Genomic DNA, 25,196 nt, shown 5'->3' with positions numbered 1-25,196 from the left:
CCCACCCCGGGGGAGATGATCACAGGCGGGCGAGTTGCTCGCGCACCTTGGTCAGGGTGGCCGTGAAGTCGGCCACGCGCTTCTTGAACTGTTCCAGCACGGCCGCCGGGGCCTTGGCCACGAAAGCCTCGTTGGACAGCTTGGCCGAAGCGTTGGCGATCTCGCCTTCCAGGCGCGTGGCTTCCTTGCTCAGACGGGCCTTTTCGGCCTCCACGTCGATTTCCATGAACAGGCAGAGGCGAGCTTCGCCCACCACCGCCACCGGCGCAGCCTGCGCGGCCGCAGCCCAGCTGGCCTCGTCTTCGAACACCTTCACCTCGTTGAGTTTGGCCAGCGCCTGCAGCACCGGGCCAGCGGTCTGCATGAAGGCCGTGTCGCCCAGCACATAGAGCGGCAGGCGCGTGGCCGGCGACACGTTCATTTCACCTCGCAGCGTGCGGCAGGCGTCCACCAGGCCCTTGAGCTTGGCCACGTGGGCTTCGGCTTCGGCGTCGATGCGCTCGGGCTGGCACACCGGGTAGACCGCCACACTCACCGACTCGCCTGCGCGGCCGGCCACGGGCGCGACCTTCTGCCACAGCTCTTCGGTGATGAACGGAATGACGGGGTGCGCCAGACGCAGGATGGTTTCCAGCGTGCGGATCAGGGTGCGGCGCGTGGCGCGTTGCTGCGCCTCGTTGCCGGTGTTGATCTGCACCTTGGCGATCTCCAGGTACCAGTCGCAGAACTCATTCCAGACGAAGTCGTAGATGGTGTTGGCGACGTTGTCCAGCCGGTACTCGGCAAAGCCTTGGGCCACCTCGGCCTCGACGCGCTGCAGCTTGGAGACGATCCAGCGGTCGGCCTGCGAGAAGCTCATGTAGCCGTGTGCCGGGCCACCGACTTCGCAGTCGGCCTTGGTGTGCTCCAGCAGACCGCAGTCCTGGCCTTCGCAGTTCATCAGCGTGAAGCGCGTGGCGTTCCAGAGCTTGTTGCAGAAGTTGCGGTAGCCCTCGCAGCGTTTGCTGTCGAAATTGATGCTGCGGCCCAGCGAGGCCAGCGCGGCGAAGGTGAAGCGCAGCGCGTCGGCACCGTAGGCCGGGATGCCTTCGGGGAATTCCTTTTCGGTCTGCTTGCGCACCTTGGGCGCCGTCTCGGGCTTGCGCAGTCCTGTCGTGCGCTTGTCCAGCAGGGGCGCCAGGGCGATACCGTCGATCAGGTCGACCGGGTCGAGCACGTTGCCCTCGGACTTGCTCATCTTCTGGCCCTGCGCGTCGCGCACCAGTCCGTGGATGTAGACGTGCTTGAACGGCACGCGGCCGGTGAAGTGCGTCGTCATCATGATCATCCGGGCCACCCAGAAGAAGATGATGTCGTAGCCTGTCACCAGCACGCTGCTGGGCAGGTAGAGGTTGTAGTCGTCGGTGGCGGCGCTGCCTTGTTCGGGCCAGCCCATGGTGCTGAACGGCACCAATGCGCTGGAGTACCAGGTGTCGAGCACGTCCTCGTCGCGTGTGAGCACCTTGTCCGCACCGGCCTGGGCTTGTGCTTCTTCGAGGTTGCGCGCCACGTAGACCTGGCCCTGCTCGTCGTACCAGGCCGGAATCTGGTGGCCCCACCAGAGCTGGCGGCTGATGCACCAGTCCTGGATGTTGTTCATCCACTGGTTGTAGGTGTTGACCCAGTTCTCGGGCACGAACGTCACCTCGCCCGACTGCACGGCGGCAACGGCCTTGTCTGCAATGGACGTGCCGCTGGTGTTGTGTTCATTGCCCTTGCTGGTCATCGCCACGAACCACTGGTCCGTCAGCATGGGCTCGATCACCTGGCCGGTGCGGGCGCAGCGCGGCACCATCAGCTTGTGCTTCTTCACCTCGACCAGCAGGCCCTCAGCCTCCAGCTGGGCGACGATCTGCTTGCGGGCGACGAAGCGGTCCAGGCCCACGTAGGCGGTCGGGATGTCAGACGCTTCCGCCGCAGACACCTTGGCCTCCAGGCTGAAGATGGTCAGCATGGCCAGGCCGTGGCGCTGACCCACCTGGTAGTCGTTCGGGTCGTGCGCGGGCGTGACCTTCACCACGCCGGTGCCGAAGGCCTTGTCCACGTAGTCGTCGGCGATCACGGGCACGAGGCGGCCTGTGATCGGCAGCTTGACCTGCTGGCCGATCAGGTGGGCGTAGCGCTCGTCTTCCGGGTGCACCATCACGGCGGTGTCGCCGAGCATGGTCTCGGGGCGCGTGGTGGCGACCACCAGCGACTCTTCCGATCCTGCAATGGGGTAGCGGATGTGCCAGAGCGAGCCGTCTTCCTCTTCACTCTCCACCTCCAGGTCCGACACGGCGGATTGCAGCACTGGGTCCCAGTTCACCAGTCGCTTGCCACGGTAGATCAGGCCCTGCTGGTAGAGCTTCACGAAGGTGTCGGTCACCACCGTGGACAGTTTGTCGTCCATGGTGAAGTACTCGCGGCTCCAGTCCACGCTGTCGCCCATGCGGCGCATCTGCGTGGTGATGGTGTTGCCGCTCTGCTCTTTCCACTCCCACACCTTGGCGACGAAGTTCTTGCGGCCCAGGTCGTGGCGGCTGAGCTTCTGTTCCTGCAGCTGGCGCTCCACCACGATCTGCGTGGCGATGCCGGCGTGGTCGGTGCCGGGCACCCAGGCGGTGTTGAAACCGCTCATGCGGTGGTAGCGCGTCAGCGAGTCCATGATGGTCTGGTTGAACGCGTGGCCCATGTGCAGCGTGCCCGTCACGTTGGGCGGCGGCAGCTGAATGGCGAAGTTCTTGCCCTGCGCGGCGGCCTCGGCGCTGGGGGCAGAGGTGCCCCGGAAACCGGCCACGCCGTAGCCGCGTTGTTCCCACTCCGGCCCCCAATGGGCCTCCAATGCGGCGGGCTCGAAGGATTTGGACAGGCTGTTGAGACCGGGTTGATCGCTGGGGGTGGACATGCTGTTTCCGGGGAAGGTTGGCGCGCTGGCCGCCACGGGGTGGGCCGGCAGAGGGTGAGCGCCTGATTTTACGGGGCGCCCGCCGCGCCGCCGCAGCGGGCGCCGCACAATCGCGGCTCAACAGGAGCTGTGCAATGAAGCGGTGGTGGATGACGGTATTGGGTGGGTTGGGGCTGCTGGCGGCCTACCTGCTGACGTGGCCGGTGCCGATCGTGGCGCAGCGCTGGCAGGCTGCGGCCTCCCCGGGCTACACCGGCGTGCACACGGCGAACACCGCCCTGGCTGCTCTGAAGACCCTGGACCTGGGCGACGAAGCGGGGCCCGAGCATGTGCAGATCGGTCCCGATGGCCGGCTCTACACCACCGTGGCCAGTGGCCGTGTGCTGCGCATGGCGCCCGATGGCGCGGGGCGTGAGGTGTTCGCGGAAACCGGCGGGCGGGTGCTGGGCTTTGACTTTGACCGCCGGGGCGACCTGATCGCGGCCGACGCCATGCGCGGGCTGCTGCGCATCGGCGCCGATGGCCGCGTGAGCGTGCTGGCCGACCGCGTGGGCGATCAGCCCATCGCCTACGCCGACGCGGTGGCGGCCACCCGGCGCCCCGACGCGCCCGAGCGCTATTTCTTCACCGACGCCTCCACCCGCTTTGGCGCCAAGGCCTGGGGCGGCACCTTCGAGGCCAGCGTGCTCGACATCCTGGAGCAGTCGGCCACGGGCCGGGTGCTGGTGCACGACCCGGCGGCTGGCAGCACGGTCGAGGTGGCGCGCGGCCTGTCGTTCGCCAACGGCATCGCGCTCTCGGCCGACGAGCAGACCCTGCTGGTCGCCGAAACCGGGCGGTACCGCGTCTGGGCGATTCCCGCCACGGCGCGCGGGCTGGACCTGTCGGCCGGCCCCACGGGCGGCGCGCGCATCTTGCTCGACAACCTGCCCGGTTACCCGGACAACCTGATGCGCGGCCAGGGCGACCGCATCTGGGTCGGGCTGGTCAAGCCCCGCTCGCCGCTGATCGACCGCCTCGCCAACCAGCCGCTGCTGCGCGAGATGACCCTGCGTCTGCCGCGCGCCTGGTGGCCCATCCCCCAGCCCTATGGCCACGTGGTGGCATTCACCGAAGCGGGTCGTGTGGTGGCCGACTGGCAGGATCCGAGCGGCGCCTACCCCGAGACCACCGCCGTCACCGAAACCGCCGACCGGGTGTACGTGCACAGCCTGCACGCCCGGGGGTTGGGCTGGATGCCGCGACCCGAAGGGCTGCGCTGACGCACAACGGCCGTATCAGGCGCTCATCACCGTGTCGCGCGCCGCTGCCACGCAATCGCCCAGCACGCGCGCGTCGCCCACCTGGTTGGCCAGCAACAGGATCAGACGCGCATTGAGCAGCTCGGACGATTCGCGGCTCAGGCCCTGGTGGGCGTCGAGCAACTGCTCGTAAAAGCCATCAGCGTCTTGAAGGTTGGGTGTGGTCTTCATGGGGTTCTCCAACGAGAGTCAGCGCAGGCCGAGCGAGCGTTCGATGGCGGCGACCAGCCGGCCGTCCACCGCTTCGCCCGTGGCCGCCAGGTAACCGTCGGGCCGCACCAGCGCCCAGGCGTGGCCTTGCCCCTGGCAGGCGCCCTGCAGGTGACCCTTGGGGTCGTGCACGTGCTCCACACATTGCGCGCGGCCCTCGGCCGGCACCACCTGCACCGCGCGCAAGGGTGCGTCGGCGCACAGGCGGCGCACGCGCTGCAGTGCCGCGGCAGGCTGGTTGCCGAACACCAGCAGCAGCAGGTCGCCGTGCGCCCAGTCGAGCAGGCGGTTGACAGTGCCTTCGCCGCCGTCGGCCCAGGTGAAGCGCACGTTTTGCACGCTCTGGCCTGCCGAGCTGCCGCCGCTGCCTTTGTCGGCATAGGTGCAGGCGCCAGAGCCGCTGTAGGGGTTGGCCACGGCCATGCGGCCGGTGTTGACCAGGGGGCGAGCGAAGGGGAACTGTTTGGCCAGGCCGATCACGGCGTGACGAAACACGCGCTCGATGCCATCGGCCGGGCGCAGGAAACGCGCCGTGCGCTGCGTGACGCGCACGTTCTCGCGGGCCGCTTCGAGCCGCTCATCGTTGAAGCTCTCCAGCAGGCTGGGGTGCGCCTTGCCCTGCAGCACGGCGGCGAGCTTCCATGCCAGGTTGTCGGCGTCGGACACGCCGGTGTTGCCGCCGCGCGCGCCGAAGGGACTGACGACCTTGGCCGAGTCGCCCATGAAAAACACGCGGCCTTCGCGCATGCGGTGCACGCACTCGCTGCGGTAGGCGTAGGGCCCGACCCAGACGATCTCGACCCCGGCGTCGGGGCCGAACTGGCGCGTGAGGCGCTCGCGCACCACGTCTTCTCGGCTCACGTGTTCGGGGTCGGCGTTGGGCGCCATCTGGTAGTCGATGCGCCACACGTCGTCGGCCATCAGGTGTTGCCAGACGGCACGGTTCTCATTGAACGGCGCTTCGACCCAGGTGTGGCGTTCGACGGGCGGTTGTTTGGTGAAGCGCACGTCGGCGATGCACCAGCGGTCGTCGCCGCGTTTGGAGTCGGCGGGGATCTGCAGCCACTTGCGCAGCGGGCTGTTGGAGCCGGTGGCGTCGATCACGTGTTCGGCTTCGATGCGGTAGCTGCCGGCGGGGGTGTCGACGGTGAGTGTGGCGAACTCGGCGTTTTGCTCGAAGGCGGTGAGGCGGTTTTGCCAGCGCAGGTCGACGGTGCCGAGTTGCTGGATGCGGTCGACCAGGTAACCCTCAATGTAGAACTGCTGGATGTTGGTGAAGGCGGGCTGGCTGGAGAGGTGGAAATTGCCTTGCTGACGCAGGTCGAAGCTGTAGACCTCGTCGTCGCCGGCGAAGGTGCGGCCCACGCTCCACTGGATGCCTTTGGCGGCGATGCGCTCGTAGATGCCGAGGCGTTCGAAGATTTCGAGCGATTTCTGGGTGTAGCAGATGCCGCGTGAAGAAGCGCCTTTGACGCCGACGGTGTTGTCTTCGTCGAGCAGCACGGCCTTGACGCCCAGGCGCGAGAGTGAGCAGGCAAGGGTGAGGCCGGTGATGCCGCCGCCGACGATGACCACCGGGTGTCTGGTGATGGGCTCGCTGTTGAGTTCGGGTGGGGCGATGAACGGGTACTCGGGCAGCACGTAGCCGCTGCCCTGGGTGAACTCGTAGCTGTTGGTGTGGGCTGCTTCTTTGTAAGTGCTGTGCTGCATCTTTGTCGTCCTCTTGTTGTTTTGGTTGGCTCGGATTCCGCTCATCTTCCTCGCGGGCTCAGAGGCGCGGCGTGCCCTGTTCCGCTCATGTCCCCCGGCCCGGCTGCGCCGGACCTCCTCCTTTACTTCGCTGCACAGGACACGCCGCGCCTCTGAGCCAGCAGGTCTGGGCGCGCGCAGAGGTATCCCTTGTGTGCGCGCCAACGAGGTGTTCTGCGCTGGGGGCGACCGGCGCAGCGAGGTAAAGGAGGAGACAACGGCGAAGCCGTTGGCGGGGGACACGAGCGGAGCCGGTCGCCCCCAGCGCAGAAGACCGGAGCCAAGCCAACGCCACAACAGCCCCCAAGAACCAACTCAGGAAGTGGCAGGCACAAACTCAGGCCGATCATTCTGCTGCGGCTTCAAAGGCGCAGACAACTTGCCCTCGGCACGCTCACGCCGCCACTGCTCCTTGCGTGCATTCCACTCCGCCAGCCGCGCATGCGCCGTCTTGCTCTCCTGCAACATCTCAAACTCATCGGCCAGCTGCGCAGTCAACTCCATCCGGATGCCGTTCGGGTCGAAGAAATAGATGCTCTTGAAGATGTGGTGGTCCGTCACCCCCAGCACCTCGAACCCGTGCGCCTGCAAACGCACCTTGGTGTTCTCCAGCTCCTCGACGGTGTTCACCCGGAAGCTGATGTGGTTCACCCACTTCGGCGTGTTCGGGCTCGGCAGCGCGGCCTCGTCGTCACCCAGATCGAAAAAGGCGATGAACGAACCATCTTGCAAGCGGAAAAAGAAGTGCGTGTACGGGCAGTACTCGCCCGTGCTGGGCACCACGTCGCTCTGGATGATGTGGTACAGCGGCAGACCCAGGATGTCCTCGTAAAAACGGCGAGTTTCCTCGGCGTCCTTGGCCCGGTAGGCGTAATGGTGCAGCTGCTGGACGGCGGCGGGCGGGGGCAGGGCGGTGTTCATGGCGAGTCTCCTGTGATTCAACGGAGCATAACGAATTTATCTAAACGAAATTCGTTCCATGCCGGTGTCCGCGCCAGCTTGAGGGTTTCCAGCCGGTCTGTCGATGGGGTTTGTCAGGGTTATCACTGAGCCCAAGCCCATAGCCTGCCGCAATCCAGCGCATAGCCCAGAACGATTGACGATGTTCCGAGAACGGGCGTAAGGTGCCCCTTGTCTCAGCGGGTCCGGCCTGTCTTTGGGCGGCCTCGTTGGGCGTTTTTCCACCCACGACAAGGAGATAGACACATGGCCGCATTGAAAGGCTCGAAGACCGAGCAGTGCCTGAAAGACGCCTTCGCTGGCGAATCGCAGGCCAACCGCCGTTACCTGTATTTCGCGAACAAGGCCGACATCGAAGGCCAGAACGACGTGGCGGCCCTGTTCCGCTCCACCGCCGAAGGCGAGACCGGCCACGCCCACGGCCACTTGGAGTTCCTGGAGCAGTCCGGCGACCCCGCGACCGGCCTGCCCATCGGCTCCACCCGCAACAACCTCGCTTCCGCTGTCGCTGGCGAAACCCACGAGTACACCGACATGTACCCCGGCATGGCCAAGACCGCGCGCGACGAAGGTTTTGACGAGGTGGCCGACTGGTTCGAGACCCTGGCCAAGGCCGAGCGCTCGCACGCGAACCGGTATCAAAAAGCGCTGAACGAATTGGTGGATTGAATTGACCCCCCCGCGCCGCGCCTAAGGGCGCGTCACCCCCCAGGGGGCGACACCTGCGGCCCGGCAAAGCCGGTTCCGCGGTGTCCTGGGTTTGAGCAGCCCTTCTCTCGAAGGGCGTTTTTTGAAAGCGCTGTATCCGAGCGCTTTCAAAAACCCACGATCCAACCCGCACAGACGAGGAGACGAGACATGGCCACCGAAGGCAACCTGCAGGCCCCCACGCGCCATGCACTCGACTGGAAGAACCCCGCGTTCTACGACGAAGAGAAGTGCTTTGACGAGTTGGAGCGCATCTTCGACATCTGCCACGGTTGCCGCCGCTGCGTGAGCCTTTGCGGCTCGTTCCCCACGCTGTTCGATCTGGTGGACAACAGTGAGTCGCTGGAGGTCGATGGCGTGGCCAAGCAGGACTACTGGAAGGTGGTGGACCAGTGCTACATGTGCGACCTCTGCTACATGACCAAGTGCCCCTACACGCCGCCGCACGAGTGGAACCTCGACTTCCCGCACACCATGTTGCGCGCCAAGGCGATCAAGTTCAAGAAGGGTGAGGTCAAGCTCAGCGAGAGGCTGCTGGCCTCGACCGACCTGCACGGCAGCTTCGCCGGCATCCCCATCGTGGTCCAGGTCGCCAACGCGGTGAACAAGACCCAGGTCGCGCGCGGCGTGATGGAAAACGTGCTCGGCGTCGACAAGAACGCCTGGCTGCCCGAGCTGGCGACGAAGAAATTCCGCTCCGGCACACCGGCCGCCAAGGCATCAAGGGTGGTGGACGGCGACAAGACGCCCGGCAAGGTCGCGATCTTCTCCACCTGCTACATCAACTACAACGAGCCCGGCATCGGCCTGGACCTGCTCAAGATCCTCGACCACAACGAGATCCCGTACACGCTGGTGGAGAAGGAAAAATGCTGCGGCATGCCCAAGCTGGAGCTGGGCGACCTGGACTCGGTGCAGAGCAGCAAAGAAGCCAACATACCGGTGCTGGCGAAATACGCGAAAGACGGTTTCGCCATCCTCGCCGCCGTGCCCAGCTGTGCGTTGATGTTCAAGCAGGAAATCCCGCTCATGTTCCCGGGCGACGCCGACGCGCAGCTCGTCAAGGAACACATGTGGGACCCGTTCGAGTACCTGATGGCGCGCAAGCGCGACGGCCTACTGAAGACCGAGTTCCCGCAGAAGCTGGGCAACGTGAGCTACCAGATCCCCTGCCACGGCCGGGTGCAGAACATCGGCCGCAAGACCGAAGAAATGCTCAAGATGGTCCCCGACACCACCGTCAACACCATCGAACGCTGCTCCGGCCACGCCGGCACCTTCGGCGTGAAAAAGGCCTACCACCAGCAGGCCATGAAGATCGGCAAGCCGGTGTTCAAGGCCATGGCCACCATGAAGGACGGCGCGAAGCCCGACTACATCAGCTCCGACTGCCCCCTTGGCGGCCACCACATCGCCCAAGGCTTCGAGGTCAACGGCCTCGGTGCGCCCGAGCTGCAGCACCCGCTGAGCCTCGTGGCCAAAGCCTACGGCCTCAAATAAGAAAGACCACCATGCAACTCACCGGACACATCACCCCCGACAGCCTCATGGGCCTGGAGGCCTACAGCAAGTGGCGCAAGCAACACAAGCCCGAGGTCATCACCCACCGCAAACAACGCAGCGTGCAGCTCGGCGAACACCTCAACCTGCAGTTCGAGAGCGAGACCACCATCCGCTACCAGATCCAGGAGATGCTGCGCATCGAGAAGATCTTTGAAGAAGAGGGCATCCAGCAGGAGATCGACGCCTACGCGCCGCTGGTGCCCGACGGCGGCAACTGGAAAGGCACGTTGATGATCGAGTACACCGACGTCAACGAGCGCAAGCGCGAGCTGGCCCGCCTCATCGGCGTGGAAGACCGCCTGTTCGTCGAGGTCGAAGGCATGGCCCGCGTGTACGCGATTGCGGATGAAGACCTCGACCGCGAGAACGACGAGAAGACCAGTGCGGTCCACTTCGTGCGCTTCGAGTTCACCCCCGCGATGCGCGCCGCCATCCAGGCCGGCGCGGCCGTCAAGCTCGGCTGCGACCACACCCACTACCCGGCGCATGTGCAGATCGGGCCGGAGACGTTGGCGAGTTTGGCGGGGGATTTGAAGTAGGCGCCGTCAGCCTGCGGGATGAAGTCCCCAGCGGCCCCAGTCGGAGCTGGTGGGGGCTTCGATGCACAAGGGTCGACTGGAGTGCGGGTGGACCACCGTCAGCGATGCCGCATGCAGCCACAGCCGCTGCACCCCCAGCCCCGCCGCCACCGCCCGGTTCAGCGGCCCTTTGCCGTGGGTCGAGTCGCCGATGATCGGATGCGAAATGTGTTTCATGTGCCGCCGCAACTGGTGGCGCCGGCCGGTCAGCGGTTGCAGTTCCATCAGCGCGCAGCGCAAGTTCTCGAAGCCGCCAAAGGGCAGGGGCAGCTCGAAGCGCTCCAGCGTCCGGTAATGCGTCTGCGCGTCCTGCACCGCTTCGCGCTGCTCTCGCATGTCGTCGGGCATGCGCTTCAGCGGATGATCGATCAGGCCTTCATCCAAGGGCCAGCCGCGCACGATGGCCTGGTAGGTTTTCTGCATGCCGTCGCCCGATTCAAAGGCACGACCGAGCACGCCCGCGGTGCCCGCGTCCAGCGCGAACAGCAGCACGCCGCTGGTGCCTTTGTCGAGCCGATGTACCGGCCAGACCGGTTGGCCGATCTGGTCGCGCAGCATCTGCACCGCAAAGCGGGTCTCGCCCGCGTCGAGGCCGGTGCGGTGCACCAGCAGACCCGGGGGTTTGTGCACGGCTGCAAGATAATCGTCCCGATACAGGATTTCCAGCATGTTGTTTCTATTGTCCCCCGCCAAAGCCCTCGACTTCGAGACGCCGGCCCACACCAAGACCCACACCCAGCCGCTGTTCGTTGAGCAGGCGGCGGCGCTGATCGCCGTGTTGCGCGAGCAGACGCCGTTGCAGGTGTCGGCGTTGATGGATTTGTCCGATCAACTCGCGGGGCTCAATGTGGCGCGTTACCAGGCGTGGGCGCGCAAGTTCACTGCGAAGAACTCGAAGCAGGCGGTGCTGGCGTTTGATGGCGACGTGTACGGCGGACTGGACGCCAAGACCCTGAGCGAAGACGATCTGGGCTGGCTGCAGCAACACCTGTGCATCCTGAGCGGGCTGTACGGCGTGTTGCGCCCGCTGGACCGCATGCAGCCCTACCGGCTGGAGATGGGCACGCGCCTGCAGACAGAGAAGGGCGCCAACCTCTACCGCTTCTGGGGCAGCCAGGTCTCGGACTACCTGAACCAGCGCGCACGGGCCGACAAGAGCCCGGTGGTGATCAACCTCGCGAGTGATGAGTATTTCAAGGTGGTGGACCGCCAGGTGTTGAAGCCGCGCGTGGTGACCTGTGTGTTCGAAGAGCGCAAGGGCGATGCCTACAAGATCGTCAGCTTCTTCGCCAAGCGCGCGCGGGGGCTGATGGTGCGCTACGCGCTGCAGCAACGCGCCATGAAGCCCGAGCAGCTCCAGGGTTTTGACCTGGAGGGTTACCGTTACGTGCCCGCCGTGTCCGACCCCGACCGGCTGGTGTTTCGCCGTGAGCAAAAACCCGCAGGAGTCACAGCGCCATGACCCAGACCGTCACGCCCGAGTTGCGCCAGTGGATCATCGAACAGTCGTCGGCCGGCTGCCTGCCCGAGGCCGTGCTGGCCTCGATGGTGCAGGCCGGCTGGCAGGCCGACGTGGCCGAGGCCGCGCTGGAGCAGACGCTGCGCGACCACCTTCAGCAGTTGGGCGCGGGCCGGGCGGCCAGCCCCGCGCCCGTGACGCCTGTGCGCAACCAGGTGGGGGTGAAGGTGCCCGATCTGGTGTTGACCGGTTCGCCGCGCCGCGTCGACGCGGGCGACCGCATGGTCGATGTGGTGGTGTCGATGAGCCAGCCGCGTGTGGTGGTGCTCGGCGGCTTGCTGAGCGACGAAGAGTGCGACGGCCTGATCGCCGCCGCTCGCCCGCGCCTAGCGCGCTCGCTCACGGTGCAGACCGCCACCGGCGGCGAAGAGATGAACCCCGACCGCACGAGCAACGGCATGTTTTTCAGCCGGGGCGAGAGCGAGCTGATCCAGCGCATCGAGGCGCGCATCGCGCACCTGGTGCACTGGCCGGTCGAGAACGGCGAGGGCATTCAGGTGCTCAACTACCAGGTGGGCGCCGAGTACAAGCCGCACTACGACTATTTCGACCCGGCTGAACCGGGCACGCCGACCATCCTCAAGCGCGGCGGCCAGCGCGTGGGCACGGTCGTGATGTACCTCAACGAGCCGGCGCGTGGCGGCGGCACCACCTTCCCCGACGTGGGGCTGGAGGTGGCGCCCGTGCGCGGCAGCGCGGTGTTCTTCAGCTACAACCGGCCGCAGCCCGGCACCATGAGCCTGCACGGCGGCGCGCCGGTGCTCGAAGGCGAGAAGTGGGTGGCCACCAAGTGGCTGCGCGAACGGGTCTTTGAATGAACGCGCCCCGGGCCGAATCCCCTCCCTAGACCCTCTTTCCACCACCGCCGAACGCCGAGACCCACAACCCGTGAGCATGACCCCCGACCATTCACCTCTGGGCAAGCCCTCGGCCTACGCCGACCAGTACGACCCCTTGCTGCTGTTCCCGTTGCCGCGCGAACCCAAGCGCATCGAGATCGGCATCACCGGCAGCGTGCCGTTTCTTGGCGCCGACCTCTGGACCGCGTTCGAGCTGAGCTGGCTCAACCTGAAGGGCAAGCCACAGGTGGCCATCGCCCACATCACCATCCCCTGCGAGAGCACGCACATCGTCGAGAGCAAGTCGTTCAAGCTCTACCTCAACAGCTTCAACAACACCCGGCTGGGGAGCGCGGACGAAGTGCGCGAACGCATCCGCAGCGACGTGAGCGCGGCCATCTGGAGCGGCGGACCGGTGAAGGCCGGCGCCGGTGTGCGCCTGCTGCTGCCCGAGCTGTTCGAGTGCGAACCGGTCAAGGAGCTGGAGGGTTTCTCGATCGACCGGCTCGACGTGGATTGCGACCACTACCAGCCCGCGCCCGAGCTGCTGAGCGCTGCGCTGGATGAAAAGCCGGTTGAAGAAACCCTGGTGAGCGACCTGCTCAAGAGCAACTGCCTCGTCACCGGCCAGCCCGACTGGGGCAGCGTGCAGATCCGCTACAGCGGGCCGCAGATCGACCAGGCCGGGCTGCTGCGGTACATCGTGAGTTTTCGCAACCACAACGAGTTCCACGAGCAGTGCGTGGAGCGCATCTACATGGACATCATGGCGCGCTGCAAGCCCGCCAAACTGATGGTCTACGCGCGCTACACCCGAAGGGGCGGCCTCGACATCAACCCCTGGCGCAGCAGCCACCCGCAGCTGCCCCCGGCCAACGTGCGCATGGCGCGGCAGTAACAAGGCGAGAGGTCCGCTGGCAGCCCAGCGCAGCCGCCCTCCGGCTACAGCCCCAGCGGCAAGGCCTGCTCGGGGCGGACCTCGAAGGCAGGCTCGGTGGCAAAGCCCAGCCAGCACCGTGCCGCAGCCTGCAGCAGGGCAGGGTCGCCCGTGGTGGTGAGTTGAACCCGCCCCGGGCCGGCGCTTGCCAGGGTCTGGGCGGCTTCCAGCAGTCGGCGGGTGTGACGGGCCACGGGTTCGCCGGTGGACACGATCTGCACCTGCGGCCCCACCAGCGCGGCCAGCTGGTCCTGGACAAACACATAGTGGGTGCAACCCAGCACCAGGGTGTCGATCTCACCCGCTTGTGCGCCGAATCGGCCCATGGTGCTGATGTATTTTTGGCAGAGTGCGATGGCGTTTGAGAGATCGGCAGACGCCACGCTGCGGTGGATGGCATCGGCCAGGCCGTCGCAAGGCTGGACGACGTACTCGGCCTGGTCCTGCAGGCTGCGCCGCAGGGCGTGAAACTTGGCGCTGGTGACGGTGCCGCGCGTGCCGATGACACCGACACGCTTGGTGTGGCTGGCGGCGGCAGCGGGCTTGAGGCCTGGCTCCACGCCGATGATGGGCAGGTCCGGGTGCTCGGTGCGCAGCTGCGCCACGGCGGCCATGGTGGCGGTGTTGCAGGCGATCACCAGGGCCTTGATGCCGTGGTGGCGGCGCAAGTGCTGAGTGACCACCCGGCTGCGCTCTGTCACATAGGCATCGCCGCGCTCGCCGTAGGGGGCGAAGCCGCTGTCGTCCAGGTAGACAAAGTGCTCCAGTGGCAGCTCGGCGTGCAGCGCCTTCAGGACGCTCAGGCCGCCAATGCCGCTGTCAAAGACCCCCACCGGGGCCGTGGGCTGAATGCCCGCCCGCGTGAGGGTGGATGGAAGCAAGGCTTCGGCAGGCACCGGACAGGGCAGGGAGTTCAAACGCATGAACCCCAGTATCCCAAAACATCAGGACGGCACGGTGGCAGCGGCGGGCGCCGACAGCTCGTAGTGAAAGACCTTGGCAATGATCTGCCAGCGACCGTCGGCGTGAATGAAGCTGAGCACGTCGGTGAAGTGCTTCGGCCCGATCGAACACACCACCCGGGCCAGCGCGGTGCTGGAGCCCACCAGCTCGATGGACAGCACACGGTCGGTGCGCTGCTCGCCCCGGCTGTAAGGAGAGGGTCTGGCGTCGACGACAGCGAAATACTCCGGCATGCGCCGTATCAATGGGGGGGTGTCGGTCGCGCAGGCGTACACGGCGGCCTCGTGAAAGACCTGGCGCAGCCGCTGCGTGTCGCTGTGGTGGAGACCATCGAAGTAGTTCTGCAGCACCGCATGCAGCGCCTGGAAGGTGGCGGCGCTCTGGTTCGGCGCGGCGCTCACTGGAGTACCTTCGCCCTTCGGGCTGCGGTGCGAGCTTGCTTGGGAACGGCCCGGCGCGGCGCTCATGCCGGCTTCTCCGCGTTGCGCTGGCGCAGCACCGCGACGGTCTCGCCGGCAATGCCCCAGTCCCCGGTCTCGACCTCGTCGATCACGACAAAGGTGGTGGCGGGGTTCTTGTGGAGCACCCGCACCAGCAGGTCGGTGGTGCCGCGGATCAGTTCGGCTTTCTGCTCGGGGGTGGCCCCCTCCCTGGTGATCTTGATGTTGACGTAGGGCATGGTTCAGTTCCTCTGTGGTGTTTGAAAGCGGTTGGTGATGGCGGCGGCCCGGCCCAGCGCGGTGTCGCAACCCTGCATGAGCGCTTGCACCACCGCCGAAGCGGGCGACGTGGCGTGCACCAGGTCGGCCGCTTCACCGGCGATCACGGGTGCCGTGTCGAAGTCACCCGCCTCGCGGGCATGGGCCAGGCGGGTTTGTTGTGTGGCCAGTTCGGCGTGCTGTGCCTGGGGCTCGGCGGCCCAGCGTGCACCCAGTTGCTCGGACAGCGCATTGCGCAGTGCGCGCAGTCCCCATGGCCCCTCGGGCCAGTCCAGCCCGCGCAGTTGGTCGAACAGGGGGCTCTTGAAGGTGTTGTCCCCGCTGGCAGCGACCAACCGGCGTTTGGCTTCGGGGTGGGCGAGCGATTCGTCGCAGGCGTAGAAAGCGGTGCCGCACAAAACCCCTTGGGCGCCGAGCATCAGCGCCGCAGCGATGCCGCGGCCGTCGGCAATGCCACCCGCGGCCACCACCGGCAACGGGGCAACGGCGTCGACCACCGCTGGCACCAGGGCCATGGTGCCGCGCAGGCCGCCATGGCCGCCGGCTTCGCCCCCCTGGGCAACGATCACATCGGCGCCGGCGGCGGCGGCCTCGCGGGCCTGCTTCACCATTTGCACCTGGGCGATCAGGGTCACCCCCGCCCGGCGCACCTGGTCGGCAAAACCACCCATGTCGCCAAACGACAGCAGGATGGCGGTGGGCGCGAACGCCAAGGCCATGTCCAGCAACTCAGGCTGGCGGCGCAGGGACCAGGTGATGAAGCCCACGCCGATGCGCTGGCCTTCGGTGGCCGACAGCTGCGAAGCAAGCCAGTCTCGATCGCCGTAACCCGCCCCCACGAAGCCCAGGCCGCCGGCGCGGCTGGTGGCCGCGGCGAGACGCCCACCACTGACGCCCGCCATCGGCGCGAGCAGCAGGGGGTGGCGGATGCCGAGCAAGGTGGTGAGCGGCGTCATGATCAAGCCTTCCGCCGAGCCGCCTCAAGGGAGGCTTGCGCCCCCTTGGGGGGAAGAGAGAACACGAAGTGTCGAACGTGGGGGTACATGCTGTCTCTCGTACGAGGCTTCAGGCCGGCAGCAGGCCTTCGGCCTGCATGGCGGCGCGCACGGCAGGGCGTTGCGCCACGCGCGCCATGAAGGCCTGAAGGTGGGTCAGGTCGCTGATGTCCAGCTGCACGAATTTGGACCAGTTCGCGACGACAAACAGGTAGGCATCCGCCACGGTGAAGGCGTCTCCCGTCAGGAATGACTGCCCCTCCAGTTTCGTGTTGACCCATTCCAGCTTTTTACGCAGCAGGCCCGCCAGCGACTGCTTGGCGGTGGTGTCGAGCTCGGGCCGGAACAAGGGGGTGAACGACTTGTGCAGTTCTGAGGTGATGTAGTTCTGCCATTCCATGACGCGGTAACGCGCCAGGGTGCCGGAGGTGGGCAGCATGGTGGTGGCGCCGGCCTGGTCGGCGATGTATTGCGCGATCACCGGGCCCTCGGTGAGCCGGGTGCCGTCGTCCAGCTCCAGCAGGGGCACCTGGCCTTTCGGATTGATGTGGTGGTAGTCCGCGCCGTCGGCGGTCAGGTGTTGGGCGGTGTCCACTTTGAGCGCGGTGAACGGCGTGCCGGTCTCGCGCAGAACGATGTGGGGAGCCAGCGAGCAGGCAGCGGGCGAAAAGTACAGCTTCATGGATTTTCCTGGTGGGGGTGCGTCGGAGCCTGCATCGTATTTATGATCTTCAAAGCAATAAATGGGTCGATGTGCAATTGACTGTTTACATGGAGATCGTGAATGAGCCGTTTGTTTGACGAAGTGGCGCTGGGCAGCATCGAGTTGTTCTGCCTGACCGCCGAGCACGAGGGGTTCACGGCAGCGGCCCATGTGACCGGCATGAGCCCGGCCGCGGTCAGCCGTTCGGTGGCCCGCCTGGAGGCGCGCCTCGGTGTGCAGTTGCTGGCGCGAACGACACGGCGCGTGCGGCTGACGGAAGCGGGTCAGCGCTACCACGCCCGTTGCCGTGAGGCGCTGGACCAGCTTCAGGAGGCGGAACGGGAGGCCACCGAACAGCAGCAGCTGGCGTCGGGCCTGGTGCGGCTGAGCTTGCCCACCTCCTACGCGCACCACCGCGTGCTGCCGGTGCTGCCGGAGTTCATGAGGCTGTGTCCGCACATCGAGCTGGAGCTTCAGCTGACCAACCGCAATGTGGACTTTGCCGACGAGCGTTTTGATCTCGCCGTGAGAGGGCGCGCGCCGCCCGATTCCGGTCTGGTGGCGCGCAAGCTGGAGGACGCCGGGCTGGTGGTCGTGGCGTCACCGGCCTACCTGCGTCGTCACCCCAGGCCTTTGCGTGTCGAAGACCTGGCGGGGCACGAATGCATCCAGTTCGTGCTGCCCAGCACCGGGCAGAACGTGCCCTGGCTGCTCAAGGTGGGTGCGCGCATCGAAGAGGTGGTGACGCTGGGTCGGCTCTCCTGCTCGGACGACATCCTGGGTCCGGTCACGCTGGCGCGGGCCGGTGGCGGTGTGTTGCAGACCTACCGCTTTCTGGTGGAGCGCGATCTGGCCGAAGGCGGCCTGGTGGAGCTGCTCCCCGATTGCCTGGGCGCGTCCCGGCCGTTCTCGCTCATCTACCCCGGCAACCGCCACATGCCACAGCGCGTGAGGGCTGTGATCGATTTCCTGGTGTCCCGCCTGGGCCCACAAGGCTCGATCGATGGCGCGCAACGGGCCAAGCCCCCGTTGCCTACAGCATCTTCTGGATCAGCGCGCCCTTGAACAGCACCGGCCCGGTCGGGCCGGTTTCGCTGGGCACGCCGCCTTTGGGCTCCAGGCTGATCGCGAGTGCCGGCACTTCGCGAACATCGCCTTCACCCGCCGCAAGCTGCAGCAGCTTCTCCTGGCTCAGCACGCCCAGCGAACGCGGCGCGGCGCTTGGCGGCAGGGCCCAGAGCTGCAGCGACTTGTCAGACGCCTCCTGGTAACCGCCCACGCGCTGCAGCGTCAGCTTACGGTTTTTCGGGTCGAAGGTCACCAGCATCGAGGCGCTGGCCTGCTCGTCGTTGAGCACGGCCACGTATTCAATCTGCGGTTGGGCGCTGAGCCTCGCCTGCAGCTCGCCGATCTGCGCGCCCAGGTCGTCGCGCAGGCCCACGGCGGTGACCAAGGCCAGCACGGTCGCCAGCGCGCCCGCCCCGGCCGCACCGCGCCAAAGGGCCAGGTTGCGGAACCAGCCGCCGGAAGGGTCGGTCTTGGCGTTGCGCGTGGCCGCCATCGCAGTCTGTTCGCGCTCGGCCACGATCAGGTTGTGGATGCGGGTCCACACGGCCGGCGAGGGCTCTGCCACCGTCTGCAGCTCGTTCATGCTCGCCACGCGGCTTTGCCACACCAGCGCCGCCGCCCGCACGGGCGCCTGCTCGCGGGCCAGGGCCTCGAACCGGCGGCGCGCGCCGCCGCGCAGCGTGCCGATGGCGTAGGCGGCCGCCAGGCGGTCGAGCAGTTCGGGGTGTTGGGTCAGGTTCATGGACAAGCTCTCAATTCTTCACGGCGCCGGAGCACCAATCACGACGAATGAAGCGGTCCAACCCAAGGGCACCGAGGAACCGGCTTTGCCGGGCCTCTGGTGCCGCCCCCCTAGAGGGGGGTGACGCGAAGCGGCGCAGGGGGTGTTCATATCAAGCGAAGCGTCCCATGCAGACCCGCAGCTGGTCCAGCCCGCGCCGAATCCAGGTCTTGACCGTGCCCAGCGGCAGCTTGAGCTGCTCGGACAGTTCGCCGTGGCTGAGGTCGCGCAGGTAGGCCAGGCTCACCACCTCGCGCTGCTTGTTCTCCAGGCGCCCCAGGCACTGGTGCAGCGCCCAGGCCTGCTGGCTCGCGAGGCTGGTGTCCATGGGGTTGGGCGAATCGCCTTCGAGGGTGTCGGCCATGTGATCGTCGATTTCATCGCGCAGGTGTTCGCGGTCGGCCTTGCGTCGGCGCAGCAGGTCGAGCGAGCGGCTGCGCACGATCAGCCCGAGCCAGGCCATGGGCGGGCTCAGGCTGGCGCGGTAGTCGGGCGCGGTGCGCCAGACCTGCAGAAAGGTGTCCTGCAGCGCGTCTTCGGCCCACTCGTTCTTGCCGAGCACCCGCAGCGCCAGCCCGTAGAGCTTGCCCGAGGTCAGGTCGTAGAGCGCCTTCAGGGCGACCTCGTCGCGCTGGGCGACGCGGTCGATCAGGATCATCAAGGTCTGGTCTGCGTCCATGGGAGATCGAGGGGTCTTGGGCGGGCCGGGTGGAGTCGGTGATCAGTAGGTGCTGCCGGATTCAAACTGCACGCGCCGCGCCTTGCGTGGCTGCACCTGGGTCGGCACGTTCACGGTGGTGACGGCCTGCACCTGCACGGTGATGGCAGCTTGGTCGATCAACTGGTCGGGGTGCCAGACGCGCAGGCTCATGGCGCCCTCGGGCACCTCGGCCAGTGTGGCCACGCCGGTGTCCGAGGTCTTCACGGCCCAGGGCGAGGGCGAGACGTAGACAAACCCGCGCATGGAGCCGTGCAGGTGGCAGCCCAGCTGCACCGGGCCGGCCTTGTCCAGGGTCACTTCGCCGCCCGGCGGGTTTTTCCCCGGCTCGCGGCCGGCCAGGCGGAACTCGAAGCCGTAGGTGCCGCTGGCCACCAGGCCGGCGGGGCCGCCGCGCACGTGGTGGTCCCAGCGGTCGAGGTTGGCGAACTTCACGCGCGAGCCCACCGGCACCACGCTCACCGCCGGATGGAACTGCATCTTCTCTTGCGTGATGGTGGGGCTGGTGGCTTGCAGGGCCGGCATGGCTTGGCCGGCCGCCGGTTCGAGCACCACCACCGCATCGGGCAGGGGGGTGCCGTCGCGGGCCAGCACAGTGACTTGCACCGAGGCGGCCTGGGCCGTTTGAAGGCCTGCCGCCAGGCAGAGGGCCACGAGGAAGGGCTTGCGCATGGGTTCTCCAGTGTTCAGTTAACGGACATTGACCACGTCCCGGTGCATCGGGGCCAGCAAGGCCAGCAGCTGATTCTGCCGGGTAAACGGAATTCCGCCTGCGTCCATGCTCTGCTGCAGCACCTCGACCAGGGCGTTGAAGTTCCCGCGGGTGATGTCCATGCTGGCGTGGGCCTCTTTCATGTTCGGGCCTTTGTAGACGCAGGGGCCGCCGGAGAGCTGGCAGACCTGGTCGGTCAGCTGCTTGGCGAGGTTCGCGGGGTTGGCTTCCTTGAAGGCCTCGGCCAAGCGCGCGTCGGCTTTCAGGCGCACCACGAAGTCGTCCATGAGCGCGCGGATGCCGGCCTGCTCGCCGAAGGCCTGGTAGAGGCCGACGGCGGGTGCCACGGGGTAGGCCGAGGCGGGCGTGACGGCTTTCATGGGGGGGTCCATGGCCTGTGCGGCGGCGAGGCCGCTGCCCAGGGACAGCAGCGAGAAGGCGGTGAGGGCGATGAGTTTTTTCATGATCGTGATCGGGTCGGTGAGGGTTCGATGTGAGGTGAGGTCAGAACGCGATCTGGGCCGAGAGGTAGGCGCCGGTCTGCTTCTTGTTCTGGGTGGTGGCGGGCACGACGGTGCCGAGGTCCACGTAGGCCAAGGTCAGTGACAGGTTTTTGCTCGGCGCCCAGGCGATGAACACGTCTTTCCAGGCACCGGCGCGCAGGCCGTCGCCCAGGCCGGCGGCGGCGCCCGCCTTCTTCAGCTTGTTCGGCATGGCGCGGACCTCGACGCCCACCGCCAGGTTCTTGCGCAGCAGGTAGGCGACTGACAGCTCGGGCATGAACTCATAGCCGTTGTCCGCGCCGCCCAGTGTGGCGCCGTGGCCGAGCAGGCCACCCTGGTTGGCCTTGGTGGCGCGCAGCGTGCCGTTCACGAGAACGCCCTGGGCGAGAAACAGCTTGGTTGTGCTCACGTACACATCGGTGCCCGAGCGCTTGGCGCCCAGCGCCTGCAGCGTGGCGTCCAGCCCGGTGGAGTCCAGGCGCTTGTGCTGCACGCCCACGGCGATCTGCGGCATCAGCGAATCGCTGTCGAGGATCGCGTCGCCCGCCACGCGGAGCTTGGCGCCCACGATGTTCTGTTTCAGGTGCAGGCCGGGCAGGCCCAGCAGCGTGCCGGTGACGCCGGTGTTGAAGTCCTGGTGGCCGACCGACAGTTCCACGCGGTCGTTGATGCCCACCGCCACGCCATAGGCGCTCAGGCCGTGGTCCTGCGTTTCGGCGCGGCTCGCGTAGGCCGAGACGCCGGTTTCACCGCCGGTGGCCTGGCTGCCGATCACGGCCCAGGGCGAGAGGCCGCCGCCGGCCGCGCCTTCGATGGTGTTCACGCCGCCGGTGAGCAGCAGCTTGCCGGTGTCGGCGTGGGCGGGTGCGGCCAGCAGGGCGCCGAGCACTGTGGCCGTGGTGGCCAGCGCCAGCAGGCCGGTCTGGTGGGTGGGGCGTGGGGAGGCTGGGTGTTTTTTCATGGTGTTTTGACGGTGGGGCGGTGTGGGAAGAAACAGGCCGAGCGCATGCACCGCACCCGACAAGCTCATTACGCAGCCCGTTCACCGGCGGATTCAGTCAAGACCAATCCCTTCAGTTTTCTGTGGTTTTCTGAATCCGAACCGTGGCGGCGCTGCGTATCCGTTTCGTCGGTGCAGAAAAAACATGAACCGGCTGTTGGCCCCACTTCACACACACCCAAGGATCCCACGCCATGTCGAACATCATCACCCCCTCGTCGATCATCGCCACCCCCGCCTCGCGCCGAGGCTTCATGCGCAGCGGCGGCGCCCTCTCGGCCGTGGCCGTGGCCCTGCTCGCCGGCAAAGACGTCCTGGCCCAGGGCATGAGCGCCGATGTCACCAAAGACGTGTCCATCCTCAACGTGGCGCTCGGCCTGGAGCACGAGGCCATCAACGCCTACCAGCTCGGCGCCGGCAGCGGCCTGCTGCAAAAGCCGGTGCTCGACATCGCGGTGCAGTTCCAGGGCCACCACAAGGCGCACCGCGACGCGTTGATCGCCACCATCCAGAAACTGGGCGGCAACCCGGTCGCCGAGAAGAAGCTCGACGACTACGCCAAGGCGCTGAACGCTGGCGCCCTCAAGAACCAGGCCGACGTGCTCGACCTTGCCGCCCGCCTGGAGCTGGGCGCCACCAACGCCTACCTCGGCGTGATCCCCTCGCTGGGCAGCAAGGACCTGGCCAAGGTGGCCGCGCGTCTGGCCGCCGACGAGACCATGCACTTCACCGTGCTGACCAGCGCCCTGGGCCGTCCGTTGCCCGCCGGCGCTCTGTCCTACGGCGCGTGATGTTCGCCCGTGCCCTGGCCGCTGGGTCGCTCGCGCTGCTGGTCGGCGCGGGCGCTCCGCTGGCCCACGCCCAGGGCGGTGACGCCGTCAAAGGCCGCCAGCTGTTCGAGTCGCGCTGTGTCGGTTGCCACAGCCTCGATCAAAACCGTGTCGGCCCCGCGCTGGGCACGGTGGCGGGCCGCACCGCCGGCAAGGCGCCGGGCTACACCTACTCGCCTGCCCTGAGCCAGGCCACCCACGTGTGGACCGGCGACAAGCTGCGGGCCTGGCTCACCGACCCCGAAGCCCTGGTGCCCGGCCAGGCCATGGGCTACAGCCTGTCGCAGGCGGACGACCGCCGCGACGTGGTTGCTTTTCTCCAGTCGCTGGCGCAGGCCCGCCCGGCCCAGTGACCGTCTTTTCTGTGCTTCCCTTTCTTCAACCACCAAGGAAACCACCATGTCCCTCCGCACTGTCACGCTCACCACGCTCGCCACCAGCGCCGTGCTCGCCCTCTCCGCCTGCGCCACCGGCGGCCCGGCCATGACGCCAAAAATGGCCGCCTTCTCGCAGGACGGCCTGCCCGCCGCCGTGCAGGTGCCCGCTGGCCACAAGGTCGCCATGGAAACCGTGGGCGTGGGCCAGATCACCTACGAGTGCCGCGCCAAGAAAGACATGGCCGGCCAGTTCGAGTGGGTCTTCGTCGGCCCCGACGCGAAGCTGATGGACCGCATGGGCAAACAGGTCGGCAAGTATTACGGCCCGCCCGCCACCTGGGAAAGCATGGACGGCTCCAAGCTCACCGCCACCCAGCTCGCCGTGGCGCCCGCCATGGCCGGCAGCATCCCGCTGCAACTGGTGAAAGCCAACCCCGCCATGGGCATGGGCGCGATGCAGGGCGTGAGCCACATCCAGCGAGTGGCCACCAAGGGCGGCGTGGCCCCCGCCATGGCCTGCGACGCGGCCACGATGGGCAGCAAGCAAGTCGTCAACTACCAGGCGGACTACATCTTCTGGCGGCCGGTGTAATTCGGAACACCCCCCGCGCCGCTTCGCGTCACCCCCTTCAGGGGGGCGGCACTGGCCGTCCGGCAAAGCCGGCCCGGCGGTGCCTCTGGGTGGGTGCTGCTGCATGCATGCAGGTGTGGTGCCTGCGCGGTCCCTGGCTGTCTGACCTCAGATGGAGCGGCAGAAGCCTTCCAGCAGGTTGACCGCGTTGACACCGACCTCGGCCACCGCGTAACCGCCTTCGAAGACGAAGACCGTGGGCACGCCGGCCGCGGCGAGCAGCCGGCCCACGGTGTCGTAGTCTTCGCTCTTGAGGGTGAAGCCCGAGATCGGGTCGCCCTCGAAGGTGTCCAGCCCCATGGGCACCACCAGCGCGTCGGCGTTGAAGTCGTCGATCGCGTCGATGGCGGTGTCCAGCGCCGCGCACCAGGCTTCGAAACCGGTGCCGCGCGGCAGCGGCAGGTTGAGGTTGAAGCCCAAGCCCGCGCCCGCGCCGCGTTCGTCGGCATGGCCGAGAAAGAAGGGGTACTCGGTCGCCGGGTCGCCGTGCACCGAGGCGGTGAACACGTCGGCGCGCTCATAGAAGATGGTTTGTGTGCCGTTGCCGTGGTGGTAGTCCACGTCCAGCACCGCCACGCGCTGTTTGCCGCCGTCCCGCAGGGCCTGTGCCGCGATGGCCGAGTTGTTCAAAAAGCAGTAGCCGCCAAAGAAGTCCGGCCCCGCGTGGTGGCCGGGCGGGCGCGTGAGCGCGAACGCCGCGCGCTCGCCGGCCAGCAGCTCGCGCGCCGCCGCCAGCGCACAGGCCGCGCCCCCGCGCGCCGCCATCCAGGTGCCCGCCGTCAGCGGTGAACCCGAGTCGTACGAAAACAGGCCGAGGCGCGCCGCGAAGTTCTGTGGCAGCACGTCGGTGCGAAAGGCGTGCGGGTTGCCCAGTGGCCAGACCGAGGGCAGGGCGTCGCGCTGCGCGTTCGCCGGGTCCATCGCCACCCACTCGTCCCACGCGCTGGCGAGGAACGCCGTGTAGCGCGCGTCGTGCACGCGGCCGATGGCGGTGTCCAGCTCGGCGTCGGCGATCTCGGGCGTGTGCAGGCCACCCAGCGAGCGCCGCTGCAGCTCGGCCAGCACATAGTCCAGCCGCGCCGGCACCTCGTGGCACGGCACCATGCGGCCACGGAACATCTCTTCGTGCCCTTGGTGCAGGGCGTGGTGGGGGTTGTGGAAGGTTTTCATCGGCGCAGTGTGTCACGGGCCTCGCCGGCGGTCGAGGCCACTTGGACCGGGTGCTGCGGTACCGGACCGTCGGGCGCGACAAACCGCACTACGATGCGTTGCTGGCGCCCATCCCGCGCTCGCCAGCCCTGACCCGCTTCACATGACCACCCGCAAACCCGCTTGAACGCCGCTTGGGCCCGATGTGAAAACGATCTGTTTTGTAGGGTGCGCCAGGTCATTTTCCTGAGCTTGAATCATGCAACTCTCTGACCTGGGTCCTCTGCCGCTTTCCATCATTGCCTCGCTGGTCGTGGCTGTGTTTCTGCTCGCCATCCGCATCTTTGTCATGCAGCGCATGCAGCAGCAGCGGCAGCGGGAGAACCGCCAGGAAACAGAGCGACTCAAGTCGCTGGTGGCGGCCTATCGTTCATTGGCGGGCTCATTTTCTCCGGCCACAGGCGAGCATCGGTCGCAAATTGAAGAGGCGCTGGGCGACATCGTGCTGTTTGGCTCCCTCCGGCAGGTGGAGCTCGCCGCCGGTTATGCGCTGGCGGTCACTCGGGGCGAGCCCGTGGACTACCAATCATTGATCAACGAGTTGCGTTTCGATCTGCGCACCCAGCTTGGGCTGGCGCCCATCCCCGCGTCGATGGTGCTCCCGGCGTCCGGGCCCGGCAGCGGCGTGCGTTCCGGTCGCGGCGAGGGCGGCGGAGCCGGCCGGGCCCGGACGCCGGGAGCACCATCGACGCGGGGA

General features: G+C 67.2%; 28 protein-coding genes. 12 read left to right on the top strand and 16 right to left on the bottom strand.

The annotated features are described in order from the left end of the window. Nucleotides 1–19: 19 nt before the first annotated feature. Nucleotides 20–2,926 carry a valine--tRNA ligase gene (locus tag B0E41_RS02275; protein WP_077328382.1) on the bottom strand — a complete coding sequence of 969 codons (2,907 nt, stop codon included), beginning with the start codon at nucleotides 2,924–2,926 and terminating at the stop codon, nucleotides 20–22. A gap of 134 nt (nucleotides 2,927–3,060) precedes the next feature. Between B0E41_RS02275 and B0E41_RS02270 the strand changes: the two genes are divergently transcribed. Next, a complete protein-coding gene (locus B0E41_RS02270; protein ID WP_077328380.1) occupies nucleotides 3,061–4,188 on the top strand; it encodes an SMP-30/gluconolactonase/LRE family protein in 1,128 nt (375 codons plus the stop codon). Nucleotides 4,189–4,203: 15 nt separating this feature from the next. Here the strand turns inward: B0E41_RS02270 and B0E41_RS02265 are convergent, their stop codons facing one another. From B0E41_RS02265 to B0E41_RS02255, 3 genes are all read right to left on the bottom strand, one after another. Then, entirely contained in the window at nucleotides 4,204–4,398 is a 195-nt protein-coding gene (locus B0E41_RS02265) for a DUF2783 domain-containing protein (protein WP_077328378.1), read from the bottom strand. 18 nt (nucleotides 4,399–4,416) lie between these two features. Next, nucleotides 4,417–6,147, bottom strand: a complete 1,731-nt coding sequence (locus B0E41_RS02260) for an FAD-dependent oxidoreductase (RefSeq protein WP_077328376.1) — start codon at nucleotides 6,145–6,147, stop codon at nucleotides 4,417–4,419. 354 nt (nucleotides 6,148–6,501) lie between these two features. After that, nucleotides 6,502–7,107, bottom strand: coding sequence for a VOC family protein (locus tag B0E41_RS02255; RefSeq protein ID WP_077328374.1), 606 nt, complete (start codon nucleotides 7,105–7,107; stop codon nucleotides 6,502–6,504). 285 nt (nucleotides 7,108–7,392) lie between these two features. Here B0E41_RS02255 and B0E41_RS02250 point away from each other — a divergent pair, with 285 nt between their 5' ends. The 3 genes from B0E41_RS02250 (at nucleotide 7,393) to B0E41_RS02240 (ending at nucleotide 9,956) form a co-directional block, all read left to right on the top strand. Continuing rightward, nucleotides 7,393–7,815 carry a rubrerythrin family protein gene (locus B0E41_RS02250; protein ID WP_077328371.1) on the top strand — a complete coding sequence of 141 codons (423 nt, stop codon included), beginning with the start codon at nucleotides 7,393–7,395 and terminating at the stop codon, nucleotides 7,813–7,815. Nucleotides 7,816–8,004: 189 nt separating this feature from the next. After that, on the top strand, nucleotides 8,005–9,354 hold the full coding sequence (locus B0E41_RS02245; RefSeq protein ID WP_077328369.1) for a heterodisulfide reductase-related iron-sulfur binding cluster: 1,350 nt from the start codon (nucleotides 8,005–8,007) through the stop codon (nucleotides 9,352–9,354). 11 nt (nucleotides 9,355–9,365) lie between these two features. Then, nucleotides 9,366–9,956, top strand: coding sequence for a DUF3501 family protein (locus tag B0E41_RS02240; protein WP_077328367.1), 591 nt, complete (start codon nucleotides 9,366–9,368; stop codon nucleotides 9,954–9,956). Nucleotides 9,957–9,962: 6 nt separating this feature from the next. Here the strand turns inward: B0E41_RS02240 and B0E41_RS02235 are convergent, their stop codons facing one another. Further along, a complete protein-coding gene (locus B0E41_RS02235; RefSeq protein ID WP_077328365.1) occupies nucleotides 9,963–10,664 on the bottom strand; it encodes a pseudouridine synthase in 702 nt (233 codons plus the stop codon). Here B0E41_RS02235 and yaaA point away from each other — a divergent pair. From yaaA to queF, 3 genes are all read left to right on the top strand, one after another. Beyond that, nucleotides 10,663–11,457 (top strand): peroxide stress protein YaaA, encoded by a 795-nt coding sequence (gene yaaA / locus B0E41_RS02230; protein WP_077328363.1) that lies wholly within the window; start codon nucleotides 10,663–10,665, stop codon nucleotides 11,455–11,457. The two genes, B0E41_RS02235 and yaaA, sit on opposite strands and share 2 nt — an antisense overlap. Then, a complete protein-coding gene (locus B0E41_RS02225) occupies nucleotides 11,454–12,332 on the top strand; it encodes a 2OG-Fe(II) oxygenase (RefSeq protein ID WP_077328361.1) in 879 nt (292 codons plus the stop codon). Before yaaA ends, B0E41_RS02225 begins: the two co-directional genes overlap by 4 nt. 76 nt (nucleotides 12,333–12,408) lie before the next feature. After that, nucleotides 12,409–13,251 (top strand): NADPH-dependent 7-cyano-7-deazaguanine reductase QueF, encoded by an 843-nt coding sequence (queF, locus tag B0E41_RS02220; protein WP_077328359.1) that lies wholly within the window; start codon nucleotides 12,409–12,411, stop codon nucleotides 13,249–13,251. A gap of 44 nt (nucleotides 13,252–13,295) precedes the next feature. On the opposite strand, the gene murI is transcribed toward queF, so the two are convergent. The 5 genes from murI to gstA form a co-directional block, all read right to left on the bottom strand. Next, nucleotides 13,296–14,213 (bottom strand): glutamate racemase, encoded by a 918-nt coding sequence (murI, locus tag B0E41_RS02215; RefSeq protein WP_077328357.1) that lies wholly within the window; start codon nucleotides 14,211–14,213, stop codon nucleotides 13,296–13,298. Nucleotides 14,214–14,234: 21 nt separating this feature from the next. After that, nucleotides 14,235–14,720: a nuclear transport factor 2 family protein gene (locus B0E41_RS02210; RefSeq protein ID WP_077328355.1), complete on the bottom strand. Its 486-nt coding sequence runs from the start codon at nucleotides 14,718–14,720 to the stop codon at nucleotides 14,235–14,237. Next, the gene (locus B0E41_RS02205) at nucleotides 14,717–14,932 is read right to left on the bottom strand and encodes a 4-oxalocrotonate tautomerase family protein (RefSeq protein WP_077328352.1); all 216 of its coding nucleotides are present in this window, start codon (nucleotides 14,930–14,932) and stop codon (nucleotides 14,717–14,719) included. The genes B0E41_RS02210 and B0E41_RS02205 overlap by 4 nt, the downstream gene beginning before the upstream one ends. Nucleotides 14,933–14,935: 3 nt before the next feature. Beyond that, nucleotides 14,936–15,928, bottom strand: coding sequence for a nitronate monooxygenase (locus B0E41_RS02200; protein WP_077328476.1), 993 nt, complete (start codon nucleotides 15,926–15,928; stop codon nucleotides 14,936–14,938). A 109-nt stretch (nucleotides 15,929–16,037) separates the two neighbouring features. Further along, entirely contained in the window at nucleotides 16,038–16,649 is a 612-nt protein-coding gene (gstA, locus tag B0E41_RS02195) for a glutathione transferase GstA (protein WP_077328350.1), read from the bottom strand. Nucleotides 16,650–16,751: 102 nt separating this feature from the next. Between gstA and B0E41_RS02190 the strand changes: the two genes are divergently transcribed. Then, entirely contained in the window at nucleotides 16,752–17,735 is a 984-nt protein-coding gene (locus B0E41_RS02190) for a LysR family transcriptional regulator (protein WP_077328348.1), read from the top strand. On the opposite strand, the gene B0E41_RS02185 is transcribed toward B0E41_RS02190, so the two are convergent. The 5 genes from B0E41_RS02185 to B0E41_RS02165 all read right to left on the bottom strand — a co-directional run bounded on the left by B0E41_RS02185 (nucleotide 17,704) and on the right by B0E41_RS02165 (nucleotide 21,413). Beyond that, a complete protein-coding gene (locus tag B0E41_RS02185) occupies nucleotides 17,704–18,480 on the bottom strand; it encodes an anti-sigma factor (RefSeq protein ID WP_077328345.1) in 777 nt (258 codons plus the stop codon). The genes B0E41_RS02190 and B0E41_RS02185 overlap by 32 nt on opposite strands. 151 nt (nucleotides 18,481–18,631) lie before the next feature. Next, nucleotides 18,632–19,198: a sigma-70 family RNA polymerase sigma factor gene (locus B0E41_RS02180; RefSeq protein ID WP_253194543.1), complete on the bottom strand. Its 567-nt coding sequence runs from the start codon at nucleotides 19,196–19,198 to the stop codon at nucleotides 18,632–18,634. A gap of 42 nt (nucleotides 19,199–19,240) precedes the next feature. After that, entirely contained in the window at nucleotides 19,241–19,909 is a 669-nt protein-coding gene (locus B0E41_RS02175; protein WP_077328343.1) for a hypothetical protein, read from the bottom strand. A gap of 18 nt (nucleotides 19,910–19,927) precedes the next feature. Further along, a complete protein-coding gene (locus B0E41_RS02170) occupies nucleotides 19,928–20,329 on the bottom strand; it encodes a group 1 truncated hemoglobin (RefSeq protein WP_253194550.1) in 402 nt (133 codons plus the stop codon). Nucleotides 20,330–20,453: 124 nt separating this feature from the next. Next, complete coding sequence (locus B0E41_RS02165; RefSeq protein ID WP_077328470.1) at nucleotides 20,454–21,413, bottom strand: DUF3034 family protein; 960 nt, start codon at nucleotides 21,411–21,413, stop codon at nucleotides 20,454–20,456. Between the two features lie 233 nt (nucleotides 21,414–21,646). Between B0E41_RS02165 and B0E41_RS02160 the strand changes: the two genes are divergently transcribed. From B0E41_RS02160 to B0E41_RS02150, 3 genes are read left to right on the top strand one after another with little or no spacing between them, the layout of a single operon-like run. Continuing rightward, nucleotides 21,647–22,243, top strand: coding sequence for a ferritin-like domain-containing protein (locus B0E41_RS02160; protein ID WP_077328339.1), 597 nt, complete (start codon nucleotides 21,647–21,649; stop codon nucleotides 22,241–22,243). Continuing rightward, on the top strand, nucleotides 22,243–22,635 hold the full coding sequence (locus B0E41_RS02155; RefSeq protein WP_077328337.1) for a c-type cytochrome: 393 nt from the start codon (nucleotides 22,243–22,245) through the stop codon (nucleotides 22,633–22,635). Before B0E41_RS02160 ends, B0E41_RS02155 begins: the two co-directional genes overlap by 1 nt. A gap of 46 nt (nucleotides 22,636–22,681) precedes the next feature. Further along, complete coding sequence (locus B0E41_RS02150) at nucleotides 22,682–23,251, top strand: DUF3455 domain-containing protein (protein WP_077328335.1); 570 nt, start codon at nucleotides 22,682–22,684, stop codon at nucleotides 23,249–23,251. Nucleotides 23,252–23,398: 147 nt separating this feature from the next. Here the strand turns inward: B0E41_RS02150 and B0E41_RS02145 are convergent, their stop codons facing one another. After that, nucleotides 23,399–24,460 (bottom strand): histone deacetylase family protein, encoded by a 1,062-nt coding sequence (locus tag B0E41_RS02145; protein ID WP_077328333.1) that lies wholly within the window; start codon nucleotides 24,458–24,460, stop codon nucleotides 23,399–23,401. Between the two features lie 238 nt (nucleotides 24,461–24,698). On the opposite strand from B0E41_RS02145, the gene B0E41_RS02140 reads away from it, so the two are divergent. Then, a partial coding sequence (locus B0E41_RS02140; RefSeq protein ID WP_143433622.1) for a preprotein translocase subunit YajC occupies nucleotides 24,699–25,196 on the top strand: 498 nt, incomplete at its 3' end.

This window comes from Hydrogenophaga sp. A37 (assembly GCF_002001205.1).
GTDB lineage: Bacteria > Pseudomonadota > Gammaproteobacteria > Burkholderiales > Burkholderiaceae_C > Hydrogenophaga.
This window is presented reverse-complemented; position numbering and strand designations above follow the sequence as displayed.